Source organism: Burkholderia theae (assembly GCF_048565265.1).
GTDB classification, from domain to species: Bacteria; Pseudomonadota; Gammaproteobacteria; order Burkholderiales; family Burkholderiaceae; genus Burkholderia; species Burkholderia theae.
In genome coordinates this window covers 1,581,481-1,599,077 of record NZ_CP183462.1, presented here as the reverse complement: position 1 = coordinate 1,599,077, position 17,597 = coordinate 1,581,481, and the positions used below count along the sequence as shown (strand labels likewise).

Annotated in this window: 16 protein-coding genes; 7 read left to right on the top strand and 9 right to left on the bottom strand. The window is 69.4% G+C overall.

Translation table 11 applies throughout. The annotated features are described in order from the left end of the window. Positions 1-63: 63 nt before the first annotated feature. Positions 64-510, top strand: coding sequence for a MarR family winged helix-turn-helix transcriptional regulator (locus ACN22W_RS24675; protein ID WP_129517017.1), 447 nt, complete (start codon positions 64-66; stop codon positions 508-510). A gap of 23 nt (positions 511-533) precedes the next feature. On the opposite strand, the gene ACN22W_RS24670 is transcribed toward ACN22W_RS24675, so the two are convergent. The 5 genes from ACN22W_RS24670 to ACN22W_RS24650 all read right to left on the bottom strand — a co-directional run bounded on the left by ACN22W_RS24670 (position 534) and on the right by ACN22W_RS24650 (position 6,320). Beyond that, positions 534-2,810 carry a molybdopterin cofactor-binding domain-containing protein gene (locus tag ACN22W_RS24670; RefSeq protein WP_419689749.1) on the bottom strand — a complete coding sequence of 759 codons (2,277 nt, stop codon included), beginning with the start codon at positions 2,808-2,810 and terminating at the stop codon, positions 534-536. Between the two features lie 137 nt (positions 2,811-2,947). Then, positions 2,948-3,601: an isochorismatase family protein gene (locus ACN22W_RS24665; protein ID WP_419689748.1), complete on the bottom strand. Its 654-nt coding sequence runs from the start codon at positions 3,599-3,601 to the stop codon at positions 2,948-2,950. A 19-nt stretch (positions 3,602-3,620) separates the two neighbouring features. Next, positions 3,621-4,661, bottom strand: a complete 1,041-nt coding sequence (locus ACN22W_RS24660) for a 2,5-dihydroxypyridine 5,6-dioxygenase (protein WP_419689747.1) — start codon at positions 4,659-4,661, stop codon at positions 3,621-3,623. A gap of 48 nt (positions 4,662-4,709) precedes the next feature. Further along, positions 4,710-5,540, bottom strand: a complete 831-nt coding sequence (locus ACN22W_RS24655; RefSeq protein WP_419689746.1) for an alpha/beta fold hydrolase — start codon at positions 5,538-5,540, stop codon at positions 4,710-4,712. 27 nt (positions 5,541-5,567) lie between these two features. Next, a complete protein-coding gene (locus ACN22W_RS24650; protein ID WP_048246304.1) occupies positions 5,568-6,320 on the bottom strand; it encodes an Asp/Glu racemase in 753 nt (250 codons plus the stop codon). A gap of 298 nt (positions 6,321-6,618) precedes the next feature. Between ACN22W_RS24650 and ACN22W_RS24645 the strand changes: the two genes are divergently transcribed. From ACN22W_RS24645 to ACN22W_RS24630, 4 genes are all read left to right on the top strand, one after another. Continuing rightward, on the top strand, positions 6,619-7,776 hold the full coding sequence (locus ACN22W_RS24645) for an FAD-dependent monooxygenase (RefSeq protein ID WP_129517022.1): 1,158 nt from the start codon (positions 6,619-6,621) through the stop codon (positions 7,774-7,776). Positions 7,777-7,946: 170 nt separating this feature from the next. Beyond that, entirely contained in the window at positions 7,947-8,450 is a 504-nt protein-coding gene (locus tag ACN22W_RS24640; RefSeq protein WP_193100876.1) for a (2Fe-2S)-binding protein, read from the top strand. Then, the gene (locus ACN22W_RS24635; RefSeq protein WP_419689745.1) at positions 8,440-10,881 is read left to right on the top strand and encodes a c-type cytochrome; all 2,442 of its coding nucleotides are present in this window, start codon (positions 8,440-8,442) and stop codon (positions 10,879-10,881) included. Before ACN22W_RS24640 ends, ACN22W_RS24635 begins: the two co-directional genes overlap by 11 nt. A gap of 197 nt (positions 10,882-11,078) precedes the next feature. After that, a complete protein-coding gene (locus ACN22W_RS24630; RefSeq protein ID WP_419689744.1) occupies positions 11,079-11,411 on the top strand; it encodes a hypothetical protein in 333 nt (110 codons plus the stop codon). A gap of 121 nt (positions 11,412-11,532) precedes the next feature. Here ACN22W_RS24630 and mmsB read toward each other — a convergent pair whose 3' ends face one another. The 3 genes from mmsB to ACN22W_RS24615 all read right to left on the bottom strand — a co-directional run bounded on the left by mmsB (position 11,533) and on the right by ACN22W_RS24615 (position 15,404). Next, entirely contained in the window at positions 11,533-12,423 is an 891-nt protein-coding gene (mmsB, locus tag ACN22W_RS24625) for a 3-hydroxyisobutyrate dehydrogenase (protein ID WP_412024849.1), read from the bottom strand. Between the two features lie 16 nt (positions 12,424-12,439). Then, the gene (locus ACN22W_RS24620) at positions 12,440-13,966 is read right to left on the bottom strand and encodes a CoA-acylating methylmalonate-semialdehyde dehydrogenase (RefSeq protein ID WP_129517028.1); all 1,527 of its coding nucleotides are present in this window, start codon (positions 13,964-13,966) and stop codon (positions 12,440-12,442) included. Positions 13,967-14,075: 109 nt separating this feature from the next. Further along, a complete protein-coding gene (locus ACN22W_RS24615) occupies positions 14,076-15,404 on the bottom strand; it encodes an MFS transporter (RefSeq protein ID WP_419689743.1) in 1,329 nt (442 codons plus the stop codon). 156 nt (positions 15,405-15,560) lie between these two features. Between ACN22W_RS24615 and ACN22W_RS24610 the strand changes: the two genes are divergently transcribed. Continuing rightward, entirely contained in the window at positions 15,561-16,520 is a 960-nt protein-coding gene (locus ACN22W_RS24610) for a LysR family transcriptional regulator (protein WP_419689742.1), read from the top strand. Positions 16,521-16,641: 121 nt separating this feature from the next. Then, entirely contained in the window at positions 16,642-17,139 is a 498-nt protein-coding gene (locus tag ACN22W_RS24605) for a hypothetical protein (RefSeq protein WP_419689741.1), read from the top strand. 51 nt (positions 17,140-17,190) lie between these two features. Here ACN22W_RS24605 and ACN22W_RS24600 read toward each other — a convergent pair whose 3' ends face one another. Next, the gene (locus ACN22W_RS24600; RefSeq protein ID WP_419689740.1) at positions 17,191-17,571 is read right to left on the bottom strand and encodes a TraR/DksA family transcriptional regulator; all 381 of its coding nucleotides are present in this window, start codon (positions 17,569-17,571) and stop codon (positions 17,191-17,193) included. Between the last annotated feature and the right edge of the window lie 26 nt (positions 17,572-17,597).

Here is a 17,597-nt window from a genome sequence, read left to right as displayed (position 1 = left end):
GCGTGGAATTGAGGGTGTACACTCCTTGTCTTTCCCTTACACGCGGCACGGGCCTGCACTTTCATGGCGTCTTCCAAGGATTCCTACGACTTTCACGACCAGGTCGGGCACCTGCTGCGCCGCGCCTATCAGCGGCACGTTTCGATCTTCCAGGAAGCGATCCCCGATTCGGACCTCACGGCCGCGCAGTTCGTGACGCTGTGCGCGGTCAAGGAAAGGCAGGCGTGCTCGCTGAACGACATCGTCAAGGCGACCGCGATCGATCAGGCGACGATACGCGGCGTCGTCGAGCGCCTGAAGGCGCGGGCGCTGATCGAGGTGCTGCACGACCCGAACGACGGCCGCAAGCTGCTCGTGCGCGCGACCGCGAGCGGCCTTGCGCTGATCGAGCGCACGGTGCCGTTTGCGCGACAGGTGACGGAGCGCACCTATGGCGCGCTCAATCCGGGCGAACGTGTCGCGCTGCAGTTCCTGCTGCGCAAGATGATGGAAGAGGACGGCGACGCGTGATGCGGTAGCGGCGCGGGTCGGGCCTACGTCGTGCCTGCGGTGACGGCCTCGCCGGCCTCGTCGGCACGCATCAGCCGGCCGGCGTCGCGCAGCGCGGCGCGGACCGCCTCGGGCGTAAACGGTGGCGCGTAGAACCGCACGCCGGTGGCATCGAACAGCGCGTTCGCGACCGCGGCCGGGCCCGGCACCGACGCCGATTCGCCCGCGCCGAGCGGCGGCTCGCCCTGCCTCGGCATCAGCACCACATCGACGTCCGGTACTTCCGCGAACGTCAGGATCGGATAACTCGCCCATTCGCGCGACGCGACCTTGCCGTCCGCGAACCGCACGCGCTCCTTCAGCGTGCGGCTCAATACCTGGATCACGTTGCCGTGGATCTGGTGGCGCACGCCATCCGGGTTGATCATCGTGCCCGTGTCCTGGCCGACCGTCACGCGTTCGATGCGTATCTCGCCCGACACGCGATCGACGCTCAGGTCGACGATCCATGCCGACCATGCCGCGCCGAATCCGGGAAAGCGGCTGTGCACGTAGCGCGCATAGGCGACCCCGCGTCCATGCACGAGTCGCGCGCCGTCGCGTTCGCGCTGCGTGCGCGGCGTCCAACCCGCGCGATCGGCCACGGCCAGCAGCAGTTCCGTCGCGCGCGGGTCCTGCAGGTGACGCAGCCGGAACGCGAGCGGATCGATACCCGTCAGCGCCGCGCATTCGTCGACGAACGCGTCGTGCGCGAACGAGTTCGGCAATGCCGACACGCCGCGCAGCCACGACGCGCGCACGAGCGGCGCGAGATCCTCGCAGACGAAGCGGCGATGCGGGCTCGCGTACGGCGACACGGCCGTGCGGTCGCCCATCTCGAACACGCGCGGCTCGGGCGCGATCGCGCCGGTCAGCAGCGCCGCGAGCAGCGGCGCGTCGTTCGACGGATAGCGGGTCGTGAAGTCGTAGCCGAGCAAGCGGCCGTCGCGCGTGACGGTGCCGGTCACCTGCATCAGCTGGCCCGCGCCTTTCGGTTCCCACAGATGCTCGTCCGCGCGCGACAGTTGCACGCGCACCGGGCGGCCGACCGCGCGCGACAGCAGCAGCGCATCGCCGCACACGTCGTCGGCGCCGTTGCGGCCATAACAGCCGGCCGCTTCCATCCGCACGACATCGAAATCGGCTTCGTCGCGCGCGACCAGTGTCGCGAGGTCGTAGCGCAGCGAGACAGGATTCTGCGTGCCGGACCACACGGTGATCCGGCCGTCGCCGGGTTCCCGGTAATCGGCGAGCGCGCATGACGGACCGATCGAGCCATGCATCTGGAACGGCCACGCATAGGTGCGCGACAGCGTGATCGTGTCGGGCTGCGCGCGTGCCGCGTCCACATCGCCTTCGTCGAGCAGCACGCGGCGTTTGGCCGGCGCGGCGGCGATCGCGGCGGCCGGCGCGTCGAGCGGCGGCAGCGCGGGATGCGGCCGCCACGTCGCGCGCAACTGGCGCGCCGCGCGGATCGCGTGTTCCTCGCGCTCGGCGACGACGCCGACGAAATCGCCGATCGCGACGACCGCCACCAGCCCCGGCACGTCGGCCACCGATGCACGGTCGACGTCAACGAGCGAGGTGCCGACGAACGGGCCGCTGTCGTGTCCCGCGTACGGCGGCCGCACGACGCGGCCGTGCAGCATGCCCGGCACGCGCATGTCGTGCACGAACGTGAGCTGGCCGGTTGCCTTCGCGGGCAGGTCGACGCGCGGCGACGACTTGCCGACGATCCGGTAATGCGCGGGGTCTTTCGTGCGGATGGTCGGGTCCAGCGTCAGCGCGATCCGCTGCGCGGCGACGAGCGCGGCGAACGTCGCCGTTTGCCCGGCCGCCGAGATCGTCGCGTTGTCGACGCTCAGTTGCGCCGCGTCGACGCCGAACCGTTCGGCGGCGAGCGCGAGCAGTGCGTGACGCGCCTGCGCGGCCGCGCAACGCAGCGGCGTCGCGGAAATCTGGATCGTCGCGCTCGCGATGGTCGGGCCCTGGTTCGGGGTCGCGGCCGTGTCGCCGAGCACCATCGTCACGCGCGCGGCCGGCACGTCGAGTTCCTCGGCGACGATCTGCGCGAGCGACGTGCGGATGCCGGTGCCGAGATCGACGTGTCCGTTGAACGCGAGGATGCGGCCGTCGTCGAGAATCGCGACGAAGACTTCGGGCAGTGCCGGCACAAAGGACGACAGGCTGCCCGGCTGGCCGGGCGCCGGCTTGACGGGCGGCGCGGGCGGCCGGATCACGGTCAGGCAGCCAGTGCGCGCGAGCAGTTCGGAGCGGTTCACGGGGGAGGTGTCCTGTCGGGAGCGGCGCGGCCGGCGACCGGTTGCGTCGGGGAAGGATCGTGCGGCGCGCGTCGGGCCAATTTAGGTCGCCAAAAGCGCAGCGTCAATCGCGGGCGCCGCATGCGATCGGTCGCGACTCAGCGTGCGCGGGCATGCATGGCGTCGATCGCCGCGATCGCGTCGTCGAGCGGCATCACGGCCGCATATTTCTGCTGCATGTCGAACAGGTTCGCGTCGTGCGGCGCGATCGCACGATCGCCGACGCAATCGGCGAGCACGAGCGGACGGAACCCGTGCGACATCGCGTCGACCACGCTCGCGCGCACGCAGCCGCTCGTCACCGCGCCGGCGACCAGCAGCGTCTGCACCGCGCGCTGCGCGAGCCACGGCGCGAGTTGCGTGCCGAAGAACGCCGACGGCACGGTCTTGCGCACGACGAGTTCGCCGGCCGCGGGCGTGAGTTCGGGCACGATCGCGCTGTTCGGATGGTGCTCGGTCAGCGTCGCCATGCCGGGCACCTTCAGCGAAAACACGTTGTCGTCGCTGCCGTCGTCCGCGTAGACGATGCGGCTGTGCGCGACGGGCCAGCCGCGTTCGCGCGCCAGCGCGAGCGCACGGGTCGTGCGTGCGATCGCCGGTGCGATGTTGCCGCCGCCGAACGTCGCGGGATCGGCGAAGCCGACCACGAAATCGACGATCAAGAGGCCGATGTTGCCGTGCGGCGGCAGCGGCGTGCCGAAACCCTGCTGGCGATACACGTTCGCTTCGGCGTGATGGGAAAGATCGGTCATGGTGTCGGGTGCTTGTCGGTCAGGCGGGTTGGTCGGTCACGCGGCCGTCGCGCACGACGGTTTCGCCGTCGAGTTCGACCGTGCAGCGGCGCAGCGGGATGTCGATGTGGCAGGTGGTCGTGCGGTTGCCGCCGCCTTCGTTGTTCGGGCCGAGCGAGAACAGGAAGTTGCCCTCGAACGCACGTGCGTCCATCCCGATCGTCGCCTCGCGGTCGTACAGCCCGAGCGTCGACCAGCGCGCGCGCGGCTGCAGCCCCCAGCCGATATGCGAGATCGCATAGCCTTCGGGGTCGGCGAAGGTTTCCATGTAGTCGCGCAGCAGGTCGGCGTCGACGCCGCCTTCGATGCGCGTCGCATAACCGCCTTCGACGGTCAGCGCGATCGGCTCGCTCACGTAGTGCTTCTGCGGCAGCAGGATGTCGCCGCGATCGATCACGATCGTGCCGCGCGCGGTGCGGTCGTTCGGGTAGGTCAGCGCGAAGCCGCTCGGCCAGTGATCCCATCGGCCCGGCGCATCGACGAAACCGTACTCGGCCGTCGGCGGGAAATCGCCGAGCGGGCAGGTGAGCGCGGTGCCGGCCGCCGACGTCACGCGCATCTCGCGGGCGGCGGCGATTTTTTTTGCCGCGGCGAGCACGCGCGTGCGGTCGGCCAGCGTCGGCACCATCCGCACGAGCACTTCAGGCGGCTCGACCGCGAGCAGGATCTTCGTGCCGGCCTTCAGGATGTCGTGCTGTTCGGGCGAGAACAGCAGCGTCATCAGGTCGAGCACGAGGTCGCTTTCGCGCAATGCGGCGATCGCGGCCTTGTTGCCGGTCAGCGGCGTCGTGCCGAGATACGCGAGCGGGTCGCGGCTGAACGCCTTGTCGCCGTTGACGGGCGGCAGGTCGAGCCGGTTGACGATCGCGCCCATCGATTGCGTCGCGATCAGCGCGCACGACAGCGTCTGCGGATGGGTGGCCGCGCTCGTCAGGATCGTGACGGTCTGGCCCGGTTCGAGGCGCGACAGCGTGAGTACCTGCTTCCACGCGTCGATCAGTTGGGTGTCGCTGACTGGCATCGTCGGCTCCGGTAAAGGCGTGAGGGAAAGAGGGGGGGCGAAACGGGCTCAGGCCGCGAGCGGCGCGCCGAGGAAGTCGCCGAACGCCGCGTAGAAGCCCGGCGCGTTGTCCCACGGGATCATGTGGCCGGCATCGGGCACGCGCACGTGCCGCATCGACGGCGTCGCGCGCTGCAGTTCAGCGACGTCGTCGTCGTGCACCACGTCGCCGCGTTCGGCCGTGATCAGCAGCGACGGCACCGTCAAGCGCGCGGCGTCCGCGTGGAAATCGTCGGTATGGAACCCTTCGTACGTCGCGCGCACCGCGCGCTCGTCGCAGGTATGCAGCCATTCGGCGCGCAACTGCAATTCGGCATCGGTCCAGGTCGGGCAGAACGCGCGCATGCCTTCGGCGTCGGTGCCGGCGCGCGCGAGCGCCATCGAGTCGATGTACCACGGCAGCTTGCCCGGATAGTCGCGGCGGTTCGGACCCGACACGGGCGGATCGACGAGCACGACCGATTCGAGCCCGCGGATGCCGCGTCGGGCCGCGCGCGCGGCGATCCGCGCGCCCATCGAGTGGCCGACGAGGCTCGTGCGCGGCAGGCCGAGCGCGGCGACCAGCGCCACGATGTCGTCCGCTTGCGCATCGAGGCTGTAGTCGAGCGCCGGCGACGCGTCGGACAGCCCGCGGCCGCGCACGTCGAGCACGTAGGTGTCGAACGCCGCGCCGAACACTTCGCCGACGAAGCCCCACGTGATCGCGGGGCTCGTGATGCCGGGAATCAGCACGATCGCGGGTCGCGCCGCGCGCGCGCCGGTCGTGCCGCCGTAGCGCAGGTAGTGCTGGCGGATGCCGTTTGCGTGGACGTTCGCGCCGTTGAGGAAAGTCGAGGGCATGGGTGGACTCCGTCGGAAGGGCCGCGTTCAGTACGCGCCGGACAGCAGCGCGCCGGCGCCGGGCACGACGGGTTCGAGGTCGAGCTCGCGCAGCATCGCGTAGGTGGTCGCGATCGCGGCTGTGATGACCGGCTTGCCCGTCATCGCCTCGACCTTCGCGACGGCCGGCAGCGACGGCATCTGCACGCACGCGGACAGCACGATTGCGTCGGCGTCCTGGTACGGCAGCGTCTTCACGATGTCGGGCAGGCGCGCCGGATCGTGACGGCCGACGTCGAGGTTGTCGGGAATCTCCAGCGCGCGGTAGGCGAGCACGTCGAATCCTTCGTTGCGGATGTAGTCGACCACGAGTTCGGTGAGCGGCAACATGTACGGCGCGACGACGACGATGCGCTTCGCGCCGATCACCTTCAGCGCGTCGACGAGCGCGCCCGCGCTGGTTAGCACCGGCGCCTGCGCGCCATTGTCGGCCGTGTGCTTCGTGAGGCGCGCCTGCGACACGCGGTGGTAGCCGTGTCCCATCGCCATGATCGCGACGAGGCAGGCGTAGCCGAGCACGTCGACACGCGCGTCGCTCAGCTCCACCGCGCAGCGGTCGGATTCGGCATCCATCGCCGCGAGTTCTTCCTTGACCACCTTCTTCATCCGCATCCGGCTCGAGTGATACGTGAAGCGCTCGGGGCGGATCGTTTCGCGCAACCGCAGCATCGCGGGAATCTCGGTTTCCATCGTCGTGTTGGAACTCGGCACGATCTGGCCGATGCGGTAGGTCTTGCTCATGACGGGAGGCTCCGTGTCGGTAAGGGTGAGGCGGCGCGCTGACGCGAGATCGCCGGATTTCGAGCAAAGTCTAGTGTGTACATTTGAAAATGGCAATGCATCAAAATGATGTTCGGCGCGGCGTGATCGTTTATGAGCGGGGATATTCAACGAAATATCGGTGTTTTCCCGAATGCGACTGAAGCGCTCAACAATCCGCTTGTCCTGAATAAATTGAGTGTGTACGCTACATAAACGCCATTCAATCCGCCCGTCCTCGCGCCGCGTCCGGCGACGGGCCCACGATCAGGAGATCCGCATGAGCACACCCCGTATCGCAATCATCGGCGCCGGTCTCGGCGGCACGGCCGCCGCGGCGCTGCTTCAGCGCAGCGGCTACGATGTCGCGCTGTACGAGCAGGCACCGGCGTTCTCGCGCCTCGGCGCGGGTATCCACCTCGGCCCGAACGTGATGAAGATCATGCGGCGCATCGGCTGCGAGGACGCGTTGAACACGATGGGTTCGCACCCGGATTTCTGGTACAGCCGCGACTGGCAGAGCGCCGACGTGCTCGCGCAGATTCCGCTCGGCGACTACGCGCGCAAGACCTACGGCGCGAGCTACCTGACCGTGCATCGCGGCGATTTCCATGCATTGATGACGCAGGCGGTGACGCCCGGCACGATCCGCTTCGGCAAGCGGCTCGCGGCGGTGGAGGACACCGGCGACGCGGTGCGCCTGACGTTTGCCGACGGCAGCGTCGACACGGCCGACATCGTGATCGGCGCGGACGGCGTGAATTCGCGGATCCGCGAGCACCTGCTCGGCGCGGAACCGCCGCGCTACACGGGTTATGTCGCGCACCGCGCGGTGTTTCCGGCGTCGCTGCTGGGCAACAAGCCGTACGACATGTGCGTGAAGTGGTGGTCGGAGGATCGCCACATGATGGTCTATTACGTGACCGAGAAGCGCGACGAGTATTACTACGTGACCGGCGTGCCGCAGGCCGAATGGCCCGAAGGCGTGTCGATGGTCGACAGCAGCCGCGACGAAATGCGCGAAGCGTTCGCGGGGTTCCATGCCGATATCCAGCACCTGATCGACGTGTCGCCGTCGATCACCAAGTGGCCGCTGCTGGAGCGCGACCCGCTGCCGCTGTGGAGCCGTGGCCGCCTGGTGCTGCTCGGCGACGCGTGCCATCCGATGAAGCCGCATATGGCGCAGGGCGCGGCGATGGCGATCGAGGATGCCGCGATGCTCGCGCGCTGTCTCGACGAGGTCGGTGCCAGCGATTACGCGGGCGCGTTCGCGCTGTACGAGGCGAATCGCGCGGCGCGTGCGTCGAAGGTGCAGCTCGTGTCGCACAACAACACGTGGCTGCGCACCAACGAGGATCCGTCGTGGGTGTTCGGCTACGACGTGTTCGACGTGCCGCTCGTGGCGCCGTCGCGCAGCGGCGTGGCGGCCGCGGCCTGACGCGCACGCGGTTCCCGCGCCGGCCGTGTCGGCGCCGGCGCGCGATCGATGCGCCGATACCGCGCGTTTTTCGGCGTGTTATATGTCAGGCGCGCGCCGGCGGTGCCAGCCGGCGGCAGTGCCCGCCGCCGGCCGACCGTCGGCTCGCGCTCCGCATTCCGGATCCATTCATGTCCCATCCCGCTTCTCCGTCGCGGCCGCTGGCGTTCCGCGTGAACGGCACGCCGCACACCTTCGACGATGCCGCGCCCGACGCGCCGCTGCTGCTGGTCCTGCGCAACGACTGCGCGCTCAACGGCCCGAAATACGGCTGCGGGCTCGGGCAGTGCGGTGCGTGCACGGTGCTCGTCGACGGACAGGCGACGCGCTCGTGCGTCGTGCCGGCCGCCGCCGCGCGCGGGCGCGAGGTCACGACGCTGGAAGGGCTCGGGTCGCGCGACGCGCCGCATCCGATCCAGCGCGCGTTCATCGACGAGCAGGCCGCGCAATGCGGTTATTGCCTGAACGGGATGATCATGAGCACGAAGGCGCTGCTCGACCGCCATCCCGCGCCGGACGATGCGGCGATCCGCGACGCGCTGCGCTTCAATCTTTGCCGCTGCGGCACGCACCTGGAGATCCTTCGGGCCGTGCATCGCGCCGCGCGTTATCTGCGGGATGGCCATGAAGCATGACGTGAGCCTGCCCGCGCAGCCGGAACCTGTGACGGTGCACGAGCCACGCGAGGAAGCCGCCGCCAACGCATCGCGCACGCACCACGCGCGCTACGCATGGCCGATCGGCGAAACACGCGCGCAGGCGTCGCTCGATGTCGAAACGCACACCGCGCCCGACGGGCGGATGACGACCTGGCGCTATCGCGCGCAGGCGGCCGGCACGGGCACGGTAACGGACGATGGTCGTGTGCCGCACGCTTCGACGAACGACGGCGCGGAGCCCGGCCCGGCAGCGCCGTTCGTCTACCGGCATGCACAGACGTCGATCGAGCTGGCCGATACCGGAGGCGCGATTCCGGGTCACGCGCACGTGTTTGCGCGCGAATCCTTCGTCGACGAACTCGCGGACACGCTGCGGCGCGACCCGGTCGCGTTGCGTCTGCAGCATCTCGATGCATCGCGGGATGCGGGGCCGCGCGAGATTATCCGGATGGTCAGCGAGCGCGCCGCATGGGGTGCGCCGATCGCGGCGGATGCGAATGCCCATGCGCGAGTCAGCGGTCGCGGCTTCGCATTCGATGGCGCCGGCGCGCCTGCCGCGCTGCGCGGTGACGAACCTTCGGCCGCAACGGCTGCAGATGCCTCGCATGACGCAGAGGCGCGCTGGTCCGCGTGGGTCGTCGATCTCGATGTCGACCGCGCGACGGGCGACGTCGCGGTACGGCGCGTCGTGGCCGGGCAGGGTGCCGGCGAACCGGGCGACGCGTCGCTGGCCGGCTTGCCCGCGTGGCAGATCGAGGCGGCGATTTCGCGCGTGATGGGCACGCGATTGTCCGCGCGGCCCGCGCATGACGAAACCGGTCCGGGGGCGCAGCCGGACGCGATCGCGCACGAGCTGGTTGCGTTCGACGACGCGGCGCACCGCGCGCACGGCGATCTGTCCGCGTACGACGCGCGCCGGATCGAGCAGGCGGCCGCACCGGCCGCGGCGGCGATCGCGAATGCGCTGTACGACGCGACGGGCGTGCGGTTTCGCGCACCGCCGTTCGATGCCGGGCGGATTCGCGCGGCGCTCGCGCAACCGGTGCCGGCCGATTCCGGCGACGGGCCGCGCAACGTGCCGCGCCGCGCATCGCGCTGGCGCCGCTGGCTGGCCGGCGGTGGCGCGGGCGGCGTGGTCGGCGGACTGATCGGGCTCGCGTGCGCGATCCTGCCGGGGCCCGCGCCGATCGCGCCCGTCGCACCCGGCGGCGCGGACGGCGCGATGTGGAGCGCGGCGACGCTCGAACGCGGCCGCCAGGTCGCACTCGCCGGCGATTGCGCGGTGTGTCACACCGCGCCCGGCGGCGCGACCAACGCGGGCGGGCTCGCGCTCGATACGCCGTTCGGCACGATCTATACGACCAACCTCACGCCCGATCCGGACACCGGCATCGGCACCTGGTCGTATCCGGCGTTCGCGCGCGCGATGCGCGAAGGCATCTCGCGCGACGGCACGCACCTGTACCCGGCGTTCCCCTATACGGCGTTCGCGAAGCTGAGCGAGCCCGACCTGCTCGCGCTTTATGCGTACCTGATGTCGCAGCCGCCGGTGAAGCACGTGCCGCCGAAGACGAAGCTGCCGTTCCCGCTCGACCAGCGGCGCCTCGTCGCCGGCTGGAACTGGCTGTTTCACGACGCGCGGCCGTTCGCGCCGGACGCGGCGCGCTCCACGTTGTGGAATCGCGGCAAGTATCTGGTCGACGGCGCCGGGCACTGCGGCGCGTGCCATACGCCGCGCAACGCGCTGGGCGCGGAGAAGGGCGGTTTTGCGTACCTGTCGGGCGGCGAGGCCGAGGGATGGGTCGCGCCGCCACTCGTCGCGTCGCCGGCCGCGCCCGTGCCGTGGACCGAAGGCGCGCTGTTCGACTACCTGCGCACGGGCTTCTCCGCGCAGCATGGCGTCGCGGCCGGGCCGATGGCGCCCGTCGTCGCGGGGCTCGCGTCGCTGCCCGAGTCGGACGTGCAGGCGATTGCGCACTATCTCGCGTCGTTGTCGCCGCCCGTCGACGCCGCGGTGGCTGCCGACGCGGCCAGCCGGCAGGCGCGCGGCGTGGAAGCCGTCGCGACGCTCGGCCTCGAGAACGGCCGCCGCGCGTTCGACGCGGCGTGCGCGGTCTGTCACGCGGAATCGGGCGGGGTCGGGCATTTCGGCGTGCGCCCGCTGATGGGACTCAATACGAGCGTCAGCCAGGCCGCGCCGGACAACCTGCTGCGCGTGCTGCATCACGGGATCGACCAGCCGGCCACCGACCAGCTCGGTTACATGCCGGGTTTCGGCGACGCGTTCGACGACCGGCAGATGGCCGAACTCGCCGCATACATTCGCGCGCGCTACGCGCCGGGGCAGCCGGCGTGGCGGGATCTGGCGCAAGCGTCGGCGAGGATCCGGCAGGAGCGCGCGCATTGACCGATGCGCCGGTAGGACAAAACTACCCGCCGTGTGAAAACGACGGCAGCGCCGGCTGTAAATCTTGCCTGCGCGAGCGATCGTTTAACCATTCGAAACAATGTGTTCACTGAAAAGGGCATGATCTCCCGCGATCGAGCAGGCATACTGGCGCCTATGTTGCTCAATGCACGCCAACCCGGCGTGCGCCAGTTCCCATGTCCATTCCAGTACCCTTTCGAACCCTGCGATGGTTGACCGTCGCGGCTGCCGCATGCTTGCTCGCCGCGTGTTCGACCGCTTCCGACGTGACCGCGACGTCGAACCCGAACGTATTTACCGTGACGACGCGCACGGTCGGCGTATCGACGACGTGGGCCGACGCCCATGAGAAGGCTTTCAACGAAGCCAACAACTTCTGCACGCAGCGCGGCATGCGCGCGAGCATGAAGCAGGAATCGCTGACCGGCGGCCGCCGTGTCGACGCGCGCTCCGAACTCGCGTTCGAGTGCCATCCGACCTTCGAAACGGCGTCGAACCCGCGCGGTTGAACACCCGGCGGCGTTGTCGCGCCGCCGCCCCCTGCATTCTCCGTCCCCCGCATGCAAAACGACCCGCGATGCGTCGCAAGCGCATCGCGGGTCGGCGCACGTCCGGCGTCGGCTGTGCGGGTTACGCGGGCTGCGCCTCGTACAGCTTCACGCACGCGGAGAAGTCGAGCGCGCCGAGTCCCTGCTGGCTCATCGACTGATACAGCTGCTGTGCGAGCGCGCCCATCCACACCGGCTGATGCGCGCTCCGTGCGGCTTCGGTCGCGAGCCCGAGATCCTTCAGCATCAGGTTCGCCGCGAAACCGCCCGCATAACCGCGCGCGGCCGGCGCCGTGTCGCTCACGCCCGGATACGGGTTGTACGTATCCGAACTCCAGCAGCGGCCGGTCGACGTGTTGATGATGCCGGCCAGCACGGCCGGCTCGATGCCAAGCGCGGCGCCGAGCGCCATCGCTTCGGACACGCCCATCATCGAGATCCCGAGCAGCAGGTTGTTGCAGATTTTCGCGATCTGCCCGGTGCCGGTGCCGCCGCAATGCACGACGTTCTTGCCCATGTCGAGCAGCACCGGGCGGATGCGCTCGAACAGCGCGGCATCCGCGCCGACCATGAAGGTCAGCGTGCCGGCCTGCGCGCCGCCGGTGCCGCCCGACACGGGTGCGTCGGCGAGCGGGAAGTCGCGCTGCGCGGCGGCTTCGGCCACCGCGCGCACGGTGCCGGGATCGATCGTGCTGCAGTCGATCAGCGTTGCGCCGGCGCGCGCGCCGGCCAGCACGCCGTCGTCGCCGAGGTAGACGGCGCGTACGTGCTGCGCGGCCGGCAGCATCGTGATCACGACCGCCCCGCGGGCGGCCGCGTCGCGCGGCGAGGCCGCCGCCGTCGCGCCCGCGCGCACCGCGGCGTCGACCGCGTGTGCGTCGAGGTCGAACACCGTCAGCGTGTGGCCGGCCTTGAGCAGGTTGGCGGCCATGGGGCCGCCCATGTTGCCGAGCCCGATGAATGCGATTTCCATGTGCGAGCCTCGGTAATTAGCGCAGCGCGATCGTCGTGTTCACGCCGCCGGCCGTCGCGTCGTCGTCGAACCAGCGCGCGGTGACCGTCTTCGTCTGCGTGTAGAACTGCACGACCTGCTTGCCGTACGGGCCGAGATCGCCGAGCTTCGAGCCGCGCGAACCGGTGAAGCTGAAGTAGGGTACCGGCACCGGAATCGGGATGTTGATGCCGACCTGGCCGATGTCGATCTCGCTCTGGAACTTGCGCGCGGCCGCGCCGCTCTGCGTGAACAGCCCCACGCCGTTGCCCATCGGGTTCGCGTTGACGAGCGCGATCGCTTCGTCGAGCGTGTCGGCTTCGAGCACGACCACCACCGGCCCGAAGATTTCTTCCGTATAGATCGACATGTCGGTCGTCACGCCCGAGAAGATCGTCGGGCCGACGAAGTTGCCGTGCTCGTAGCCGGGCACCGTCACGCCGCGGCCGTCGAGTTCGAGCGTCGCGCCGGCCTTCACGCCTTCGTCGATCAGCGCGGTGATGCGCGCGTGCGCGGCCTTCGACACGACCGGCCCGACATCCGTGCCCGGCTCGTGGCCCGCGTTGATCTTCAGTACCTTCGCCTTCTCGACGAGATCGGGCAGCCAGTCGCGCGCCTGGCCGACGAGCACGACGACCGACGTCGCCATGCAGCGCTGGCCGGCCGCGCCGAAGCCCGCGCCGACGAGCGCATTGATCGACTGTTCGCGGTGCGCATCGGGCAGCACCACCGCGTGGTTCTTCGCGCCCATCATCGACTGCACGCGCTTGCCGTGCTGGCTGCCGAGGTTGTACACGTGCGTGCCGACGCGCGTCGAGCCGACGAACGAGATCGCCTTGATGTCCGGATGCGTGCAGAGGCGGTCGACCACCGTCTTGCCGCCGTGCACGACGTTCAGCACGCCCTGCGGCACGCCGGCCTCGATCGCGAGTTCGACGAGCTGCATCGTCGACAGCGGGTCCTGCTCCGACGGCTTCAGCACGAACGTGTTGCCGCACACGATCGCCATCGGGAACATCCACAGCGGGATCATCCCGGGGAAGTTGAACGGCGTGATGCCCGCGCATACGCCGATCGGCTGGCGCAGCGTGTAGGTATCGACGCCGCCCGCGACGTTCTCCGCGAATTCGCCTTGCTGCAGCGTGCCGATCGAGCACGCATGCTCGACCACTTCGAGGCCGCGGAAGATGTCGCCCTGCGCGTCGGGCAGCGTCTTGCCCTGCTCGGCGGTGAGCGTGTGCGCGATCCGTTCGAGATTGCGGCGCACGAGATCCTGGAACTTCAGCATGATGCGCAGCCGCGCGCCGATCGGCGTCGTCTTCCAGGTCTGGAACGCGCGCTGCGCGGACGCGATCGCGGCGTCGACCTCGTCGAGCGTCGCATACGGCACGCGGCCGATCACTTCCTGCGTCGCGGGGTTGACGATGTCGCCCCATTCGGCGCTTTGCGATTCGACGAACGCGCCGTCGATCAGCAGCTTGGCGGTGGGCAGGGCGAGGGTGGTCTGGGGAACTGCGGCGTTCATGGAACTCTCCGGAAAACTGTGTGGCGATGAAAAACGGGCCCCGCGTCCGCCGCGCGTGCGTGCACGGCGGACGGCAGGGTGAACTGAAATCGATCCGGCGCAGGTGCGATCAGGCGCGTTCAGGCGCGGGCCGGCGCATCAATGCGGTACACCCGAGCGCGAACACGCCGAAGCCGACGAGGTACGCGATCACGTAGTGCGGCTGGCCGCCACCGACCTTGAGCAGCGACGTCGCGATCATCGGCGCGAAGCCGCCGCCGATCACGCCGGCCAGCTGCACCGACAGCGAGATGCCGCTGTAGCGGATTTCCGCCGGGAACTGCTGCGCGAACAGCAGCGCTTCCGGCGCATAGAGGATCGGGAACACGACGCCGAGGCCGAGCACGATCGCCCACCACGCGTACGACGTCTGCTGCGTGCCGAGCATCATGAAGAACGGCGCGGCGAACGCGCACATCAGCACGAGGCCGATCGCGAACATCCGGCGCTGGCCGATCTTGTCGCTCAGGTGGCCGCACAACGGCATCGTGACGAGCGACAGCGCGGCGCCGGCGGTGATCGCGTGCAGCATCGCGGCCTTCGGCAGATGGAGCTGCTGCGTCGCGTAAGCGAGTGCGAACGTGACGACCATGTAGAACCAGGTGTTTTCGGCGGCGCGCGCGCCGACGATCGTCAGCACCTCGCGCGGATGGCGGCGCAGCGCGGCCGTCACGGGCGACTTCTCGGCCTTGCCCTGGCGCCGGATCTTCTCGAAGTCGGGCGACTCGGGCACTTTCGCGCGGATGAACCAGCCGAGGCCGACCAGCGCGATGCTCGCGAGGAACGGCACGCGCCAGCCCCACGACAGCATGTCGGCTTCCGGCAGCGCGGCCACCGCAGCCATCGCGACCGACGACAGGATCAGGCCGAGCCCGACGCCCGTCTGCGGCAGGCTGCCGAACAGCCCCTTGCGGCCCTTCGGCGCGTGTTCGACGGCCATCAGCACCGCGCCGCCCCATTCGCCGCCGACCGCCATCCCCTGCAGGAAGCGCATCGCGATCAGCAGCGCGGCCGCCCAGTAGCCAATGCGGTCGTACGACGGGATCAACCCGATGATCATGCTCGGCACGCCCATCAGCAGCAGCGTGATCATCAGCATCGACTTGCGGCCGATGCGGTCGCCGAAGTGGCCGAACACGATGCCGCCCATCGGCCGCCCGATGAAGCCGACCGCGAACGTGCCGAACGCGGCGAGCGTGCCGACGACGGGGTCCAGCGACGGGAAGAAGATGCGGTTGAACACGAGCGCGGCGGCCGTGCCGTAGAGGAAGAAGTCGTACCACTCGATCGTCGTGCCGGCCATGCTGGCCCAGCCGGCCAGCAGGTAGTGCTTCGCGGTGCGGGCGGGTGCCGGCGTCGCGACTGTCGCATGCTCATCGAGGGTGGATCGCGTCTGCATGGTGTCTCCGTGGTGGGTGCCGCGGCTCGTGGTCCGCAGGTCACGGTCGAGTATAGTTATGCGCAGATTCATGATGTACCGATAAAGAAGCCGGTTGGATGTGCATTTATGCATATCGACGGCCGGCCCGGAGACTCCAGCCCTTTTTCCCCGCCGATGCGACATGCCACCGAGCCGGTTTCCGGCAACCTGAACTGGGACGACCTGCGTTTCTTCCTCGAAGTCGCGCGCACGCAGCGCGCGAGCGGCGCCGCGAAGCGGCTCGGGGTCGACTACACGACCGTCGCGCGGCGCGTCCGCGCGCTCGAGGCGGCGATCGGCACGCTGCTGTTCGACAAGTCGCGCTCCGGCGGTTTCACGCTGACGGCCGAAGGGCAGCGGCTCGTCGCGTATGCCGATGCAATGGAGACGACCGTGCAGTCCGCGTGCGACCAGATCGCGAACACGGGCGCGGCGTTGTCGGGCCACGTGCGGATCGGGTCGACGGAAGGATTCGGCTGCTTTTTCCTGGCGCCGCAGCTCGCGCAGTTTCGCGCCGCGCATCCGCACGTGACGGTCGACCTGCTGCCCGTCCCGCATTTCGTCAACCTGCCGAAGCGCGAGGCCGATCTGGCGATCACGCTCGAGCGGCCCGAGCGCGGGCCGTACGTGGTCACCAAGTTGTGCGACTACCAGTTGCGGCTCTATGCGACGCGCGACTATCTCGCGAACCACGCGCCGATCACGTGCACGGACGATCTCGCGCGGCATGCGTTCATCAGTTATGTCGACGATCTCGCGTTCAGCAACGAGCTGCTGTACCTGGAGCGCGCGGTGCCGGGCGCGACGGCCGGGCTGCGCACGACGAGCGTGATCGCGCAGTATTTCGCGGCGCTGCAGGGCGGCGGGCTCGCGATCCTGCCGTGCTTCATGGCGGCCACGCAGCCGGCGCTGGTGCCCGTGCTGCCGGACGACGTGGTCGTCACGCGGTGTTTCTGGCTGACCTGCCGGGAAGATCTGCGCAAGCTGCGGCGCGTGACCGCGCTGTGGGATTACCTGCGCGCGGCGGCGGATGCGAATCGGGCATTGTTGATGGGCGAGTCAGGGAAGCTGATGTTTGTCGGCGAGCCGGAATAGCGGGTGACCGAAGCGGCGGCGTTTCGCCCAGCGGGCGTGGCGCCGATGTTCGGGCGGCACGAGGCGGCCGCGAGGACTATCATCCCGTCATATCCGCATCGCCAGCCGCCAGGAGCGTGTCGTGGAAATTCATTCGCAGTGGACTTTCGATTGCCGGCCCGAGCACGTGTGGCCGCATTTCCTCCATGCCCGGATGGACGACACGCGGCCGTTGTTGTTCCGCCTCGGCGTGCCGAAGCCGGTCAGTTGCCGCGTGCTGGAAGGCATGCCGGCCGTTGGCAACACGCGCCAGTGCACGACCGATCGCGGCACGATCGACCAGCGGATCCTCGTGCTCGACGAGAATCGCCGGCTGCGTTACCGGATGGTGGCGTCGACGGTCTGGTGCCGCGACTGGGTCGGTCTGCTCGAGGACGAATTCACGCTGACGCCGGTCGAAGGCGGCAAGACGCGCGTCGAGCGGCGGACCGTGTTCAGTGCGCGCGGTTTCCTGAAACCGATTCGTCAGATCGGCCTGTGGGTGGCGCTGCAGCAGGCCCACCGGTATGCGGCGCGCAACTGGCGGCGCCTCGCGCTCGCGGCGAAGGGGCGTGCCGTCGCGCTGGAACCGGCGACCTGACCGGGGACGCGACCCTCCCCGCGCGCTAGATCGAGACCTGCCGGGGTCCGGTCATTGTCCCGATTCGCGCCGGCCTTCTTCGTCGACGGTGTAGATGGCCTCCGGAACGGCTTCGAGTCGCCCGATCGGAATCGGATCGCCGCTTTCGTCGGAGTATCCGTAGGTGCCGTCCGCGATCTTTTCCAGCGCGCGCTGGATGTCGGCGATCCGGCGGACGTTGACGTTGCGCAGCGCCTGGTTCGCGACGTCCTGTTCGAGCGTCTGCGCGTCGTCCTCGCGTTCCTCGGCCTCCGCGCCGGTCGTTTCCTGTTGTTGCCGTTCCTGCGCGAGGGTGCTTTCCTCGCCGCCGAGCACTTGCCGCTGCAAGGCCTCGAGCCGCTGACGCTGCCTGGCGATAAACGCTGCGTCCAGGCCGTTGGGCTGTTCGTCCATGTTCGTTCTCCGGTGGGGGCTGCCAG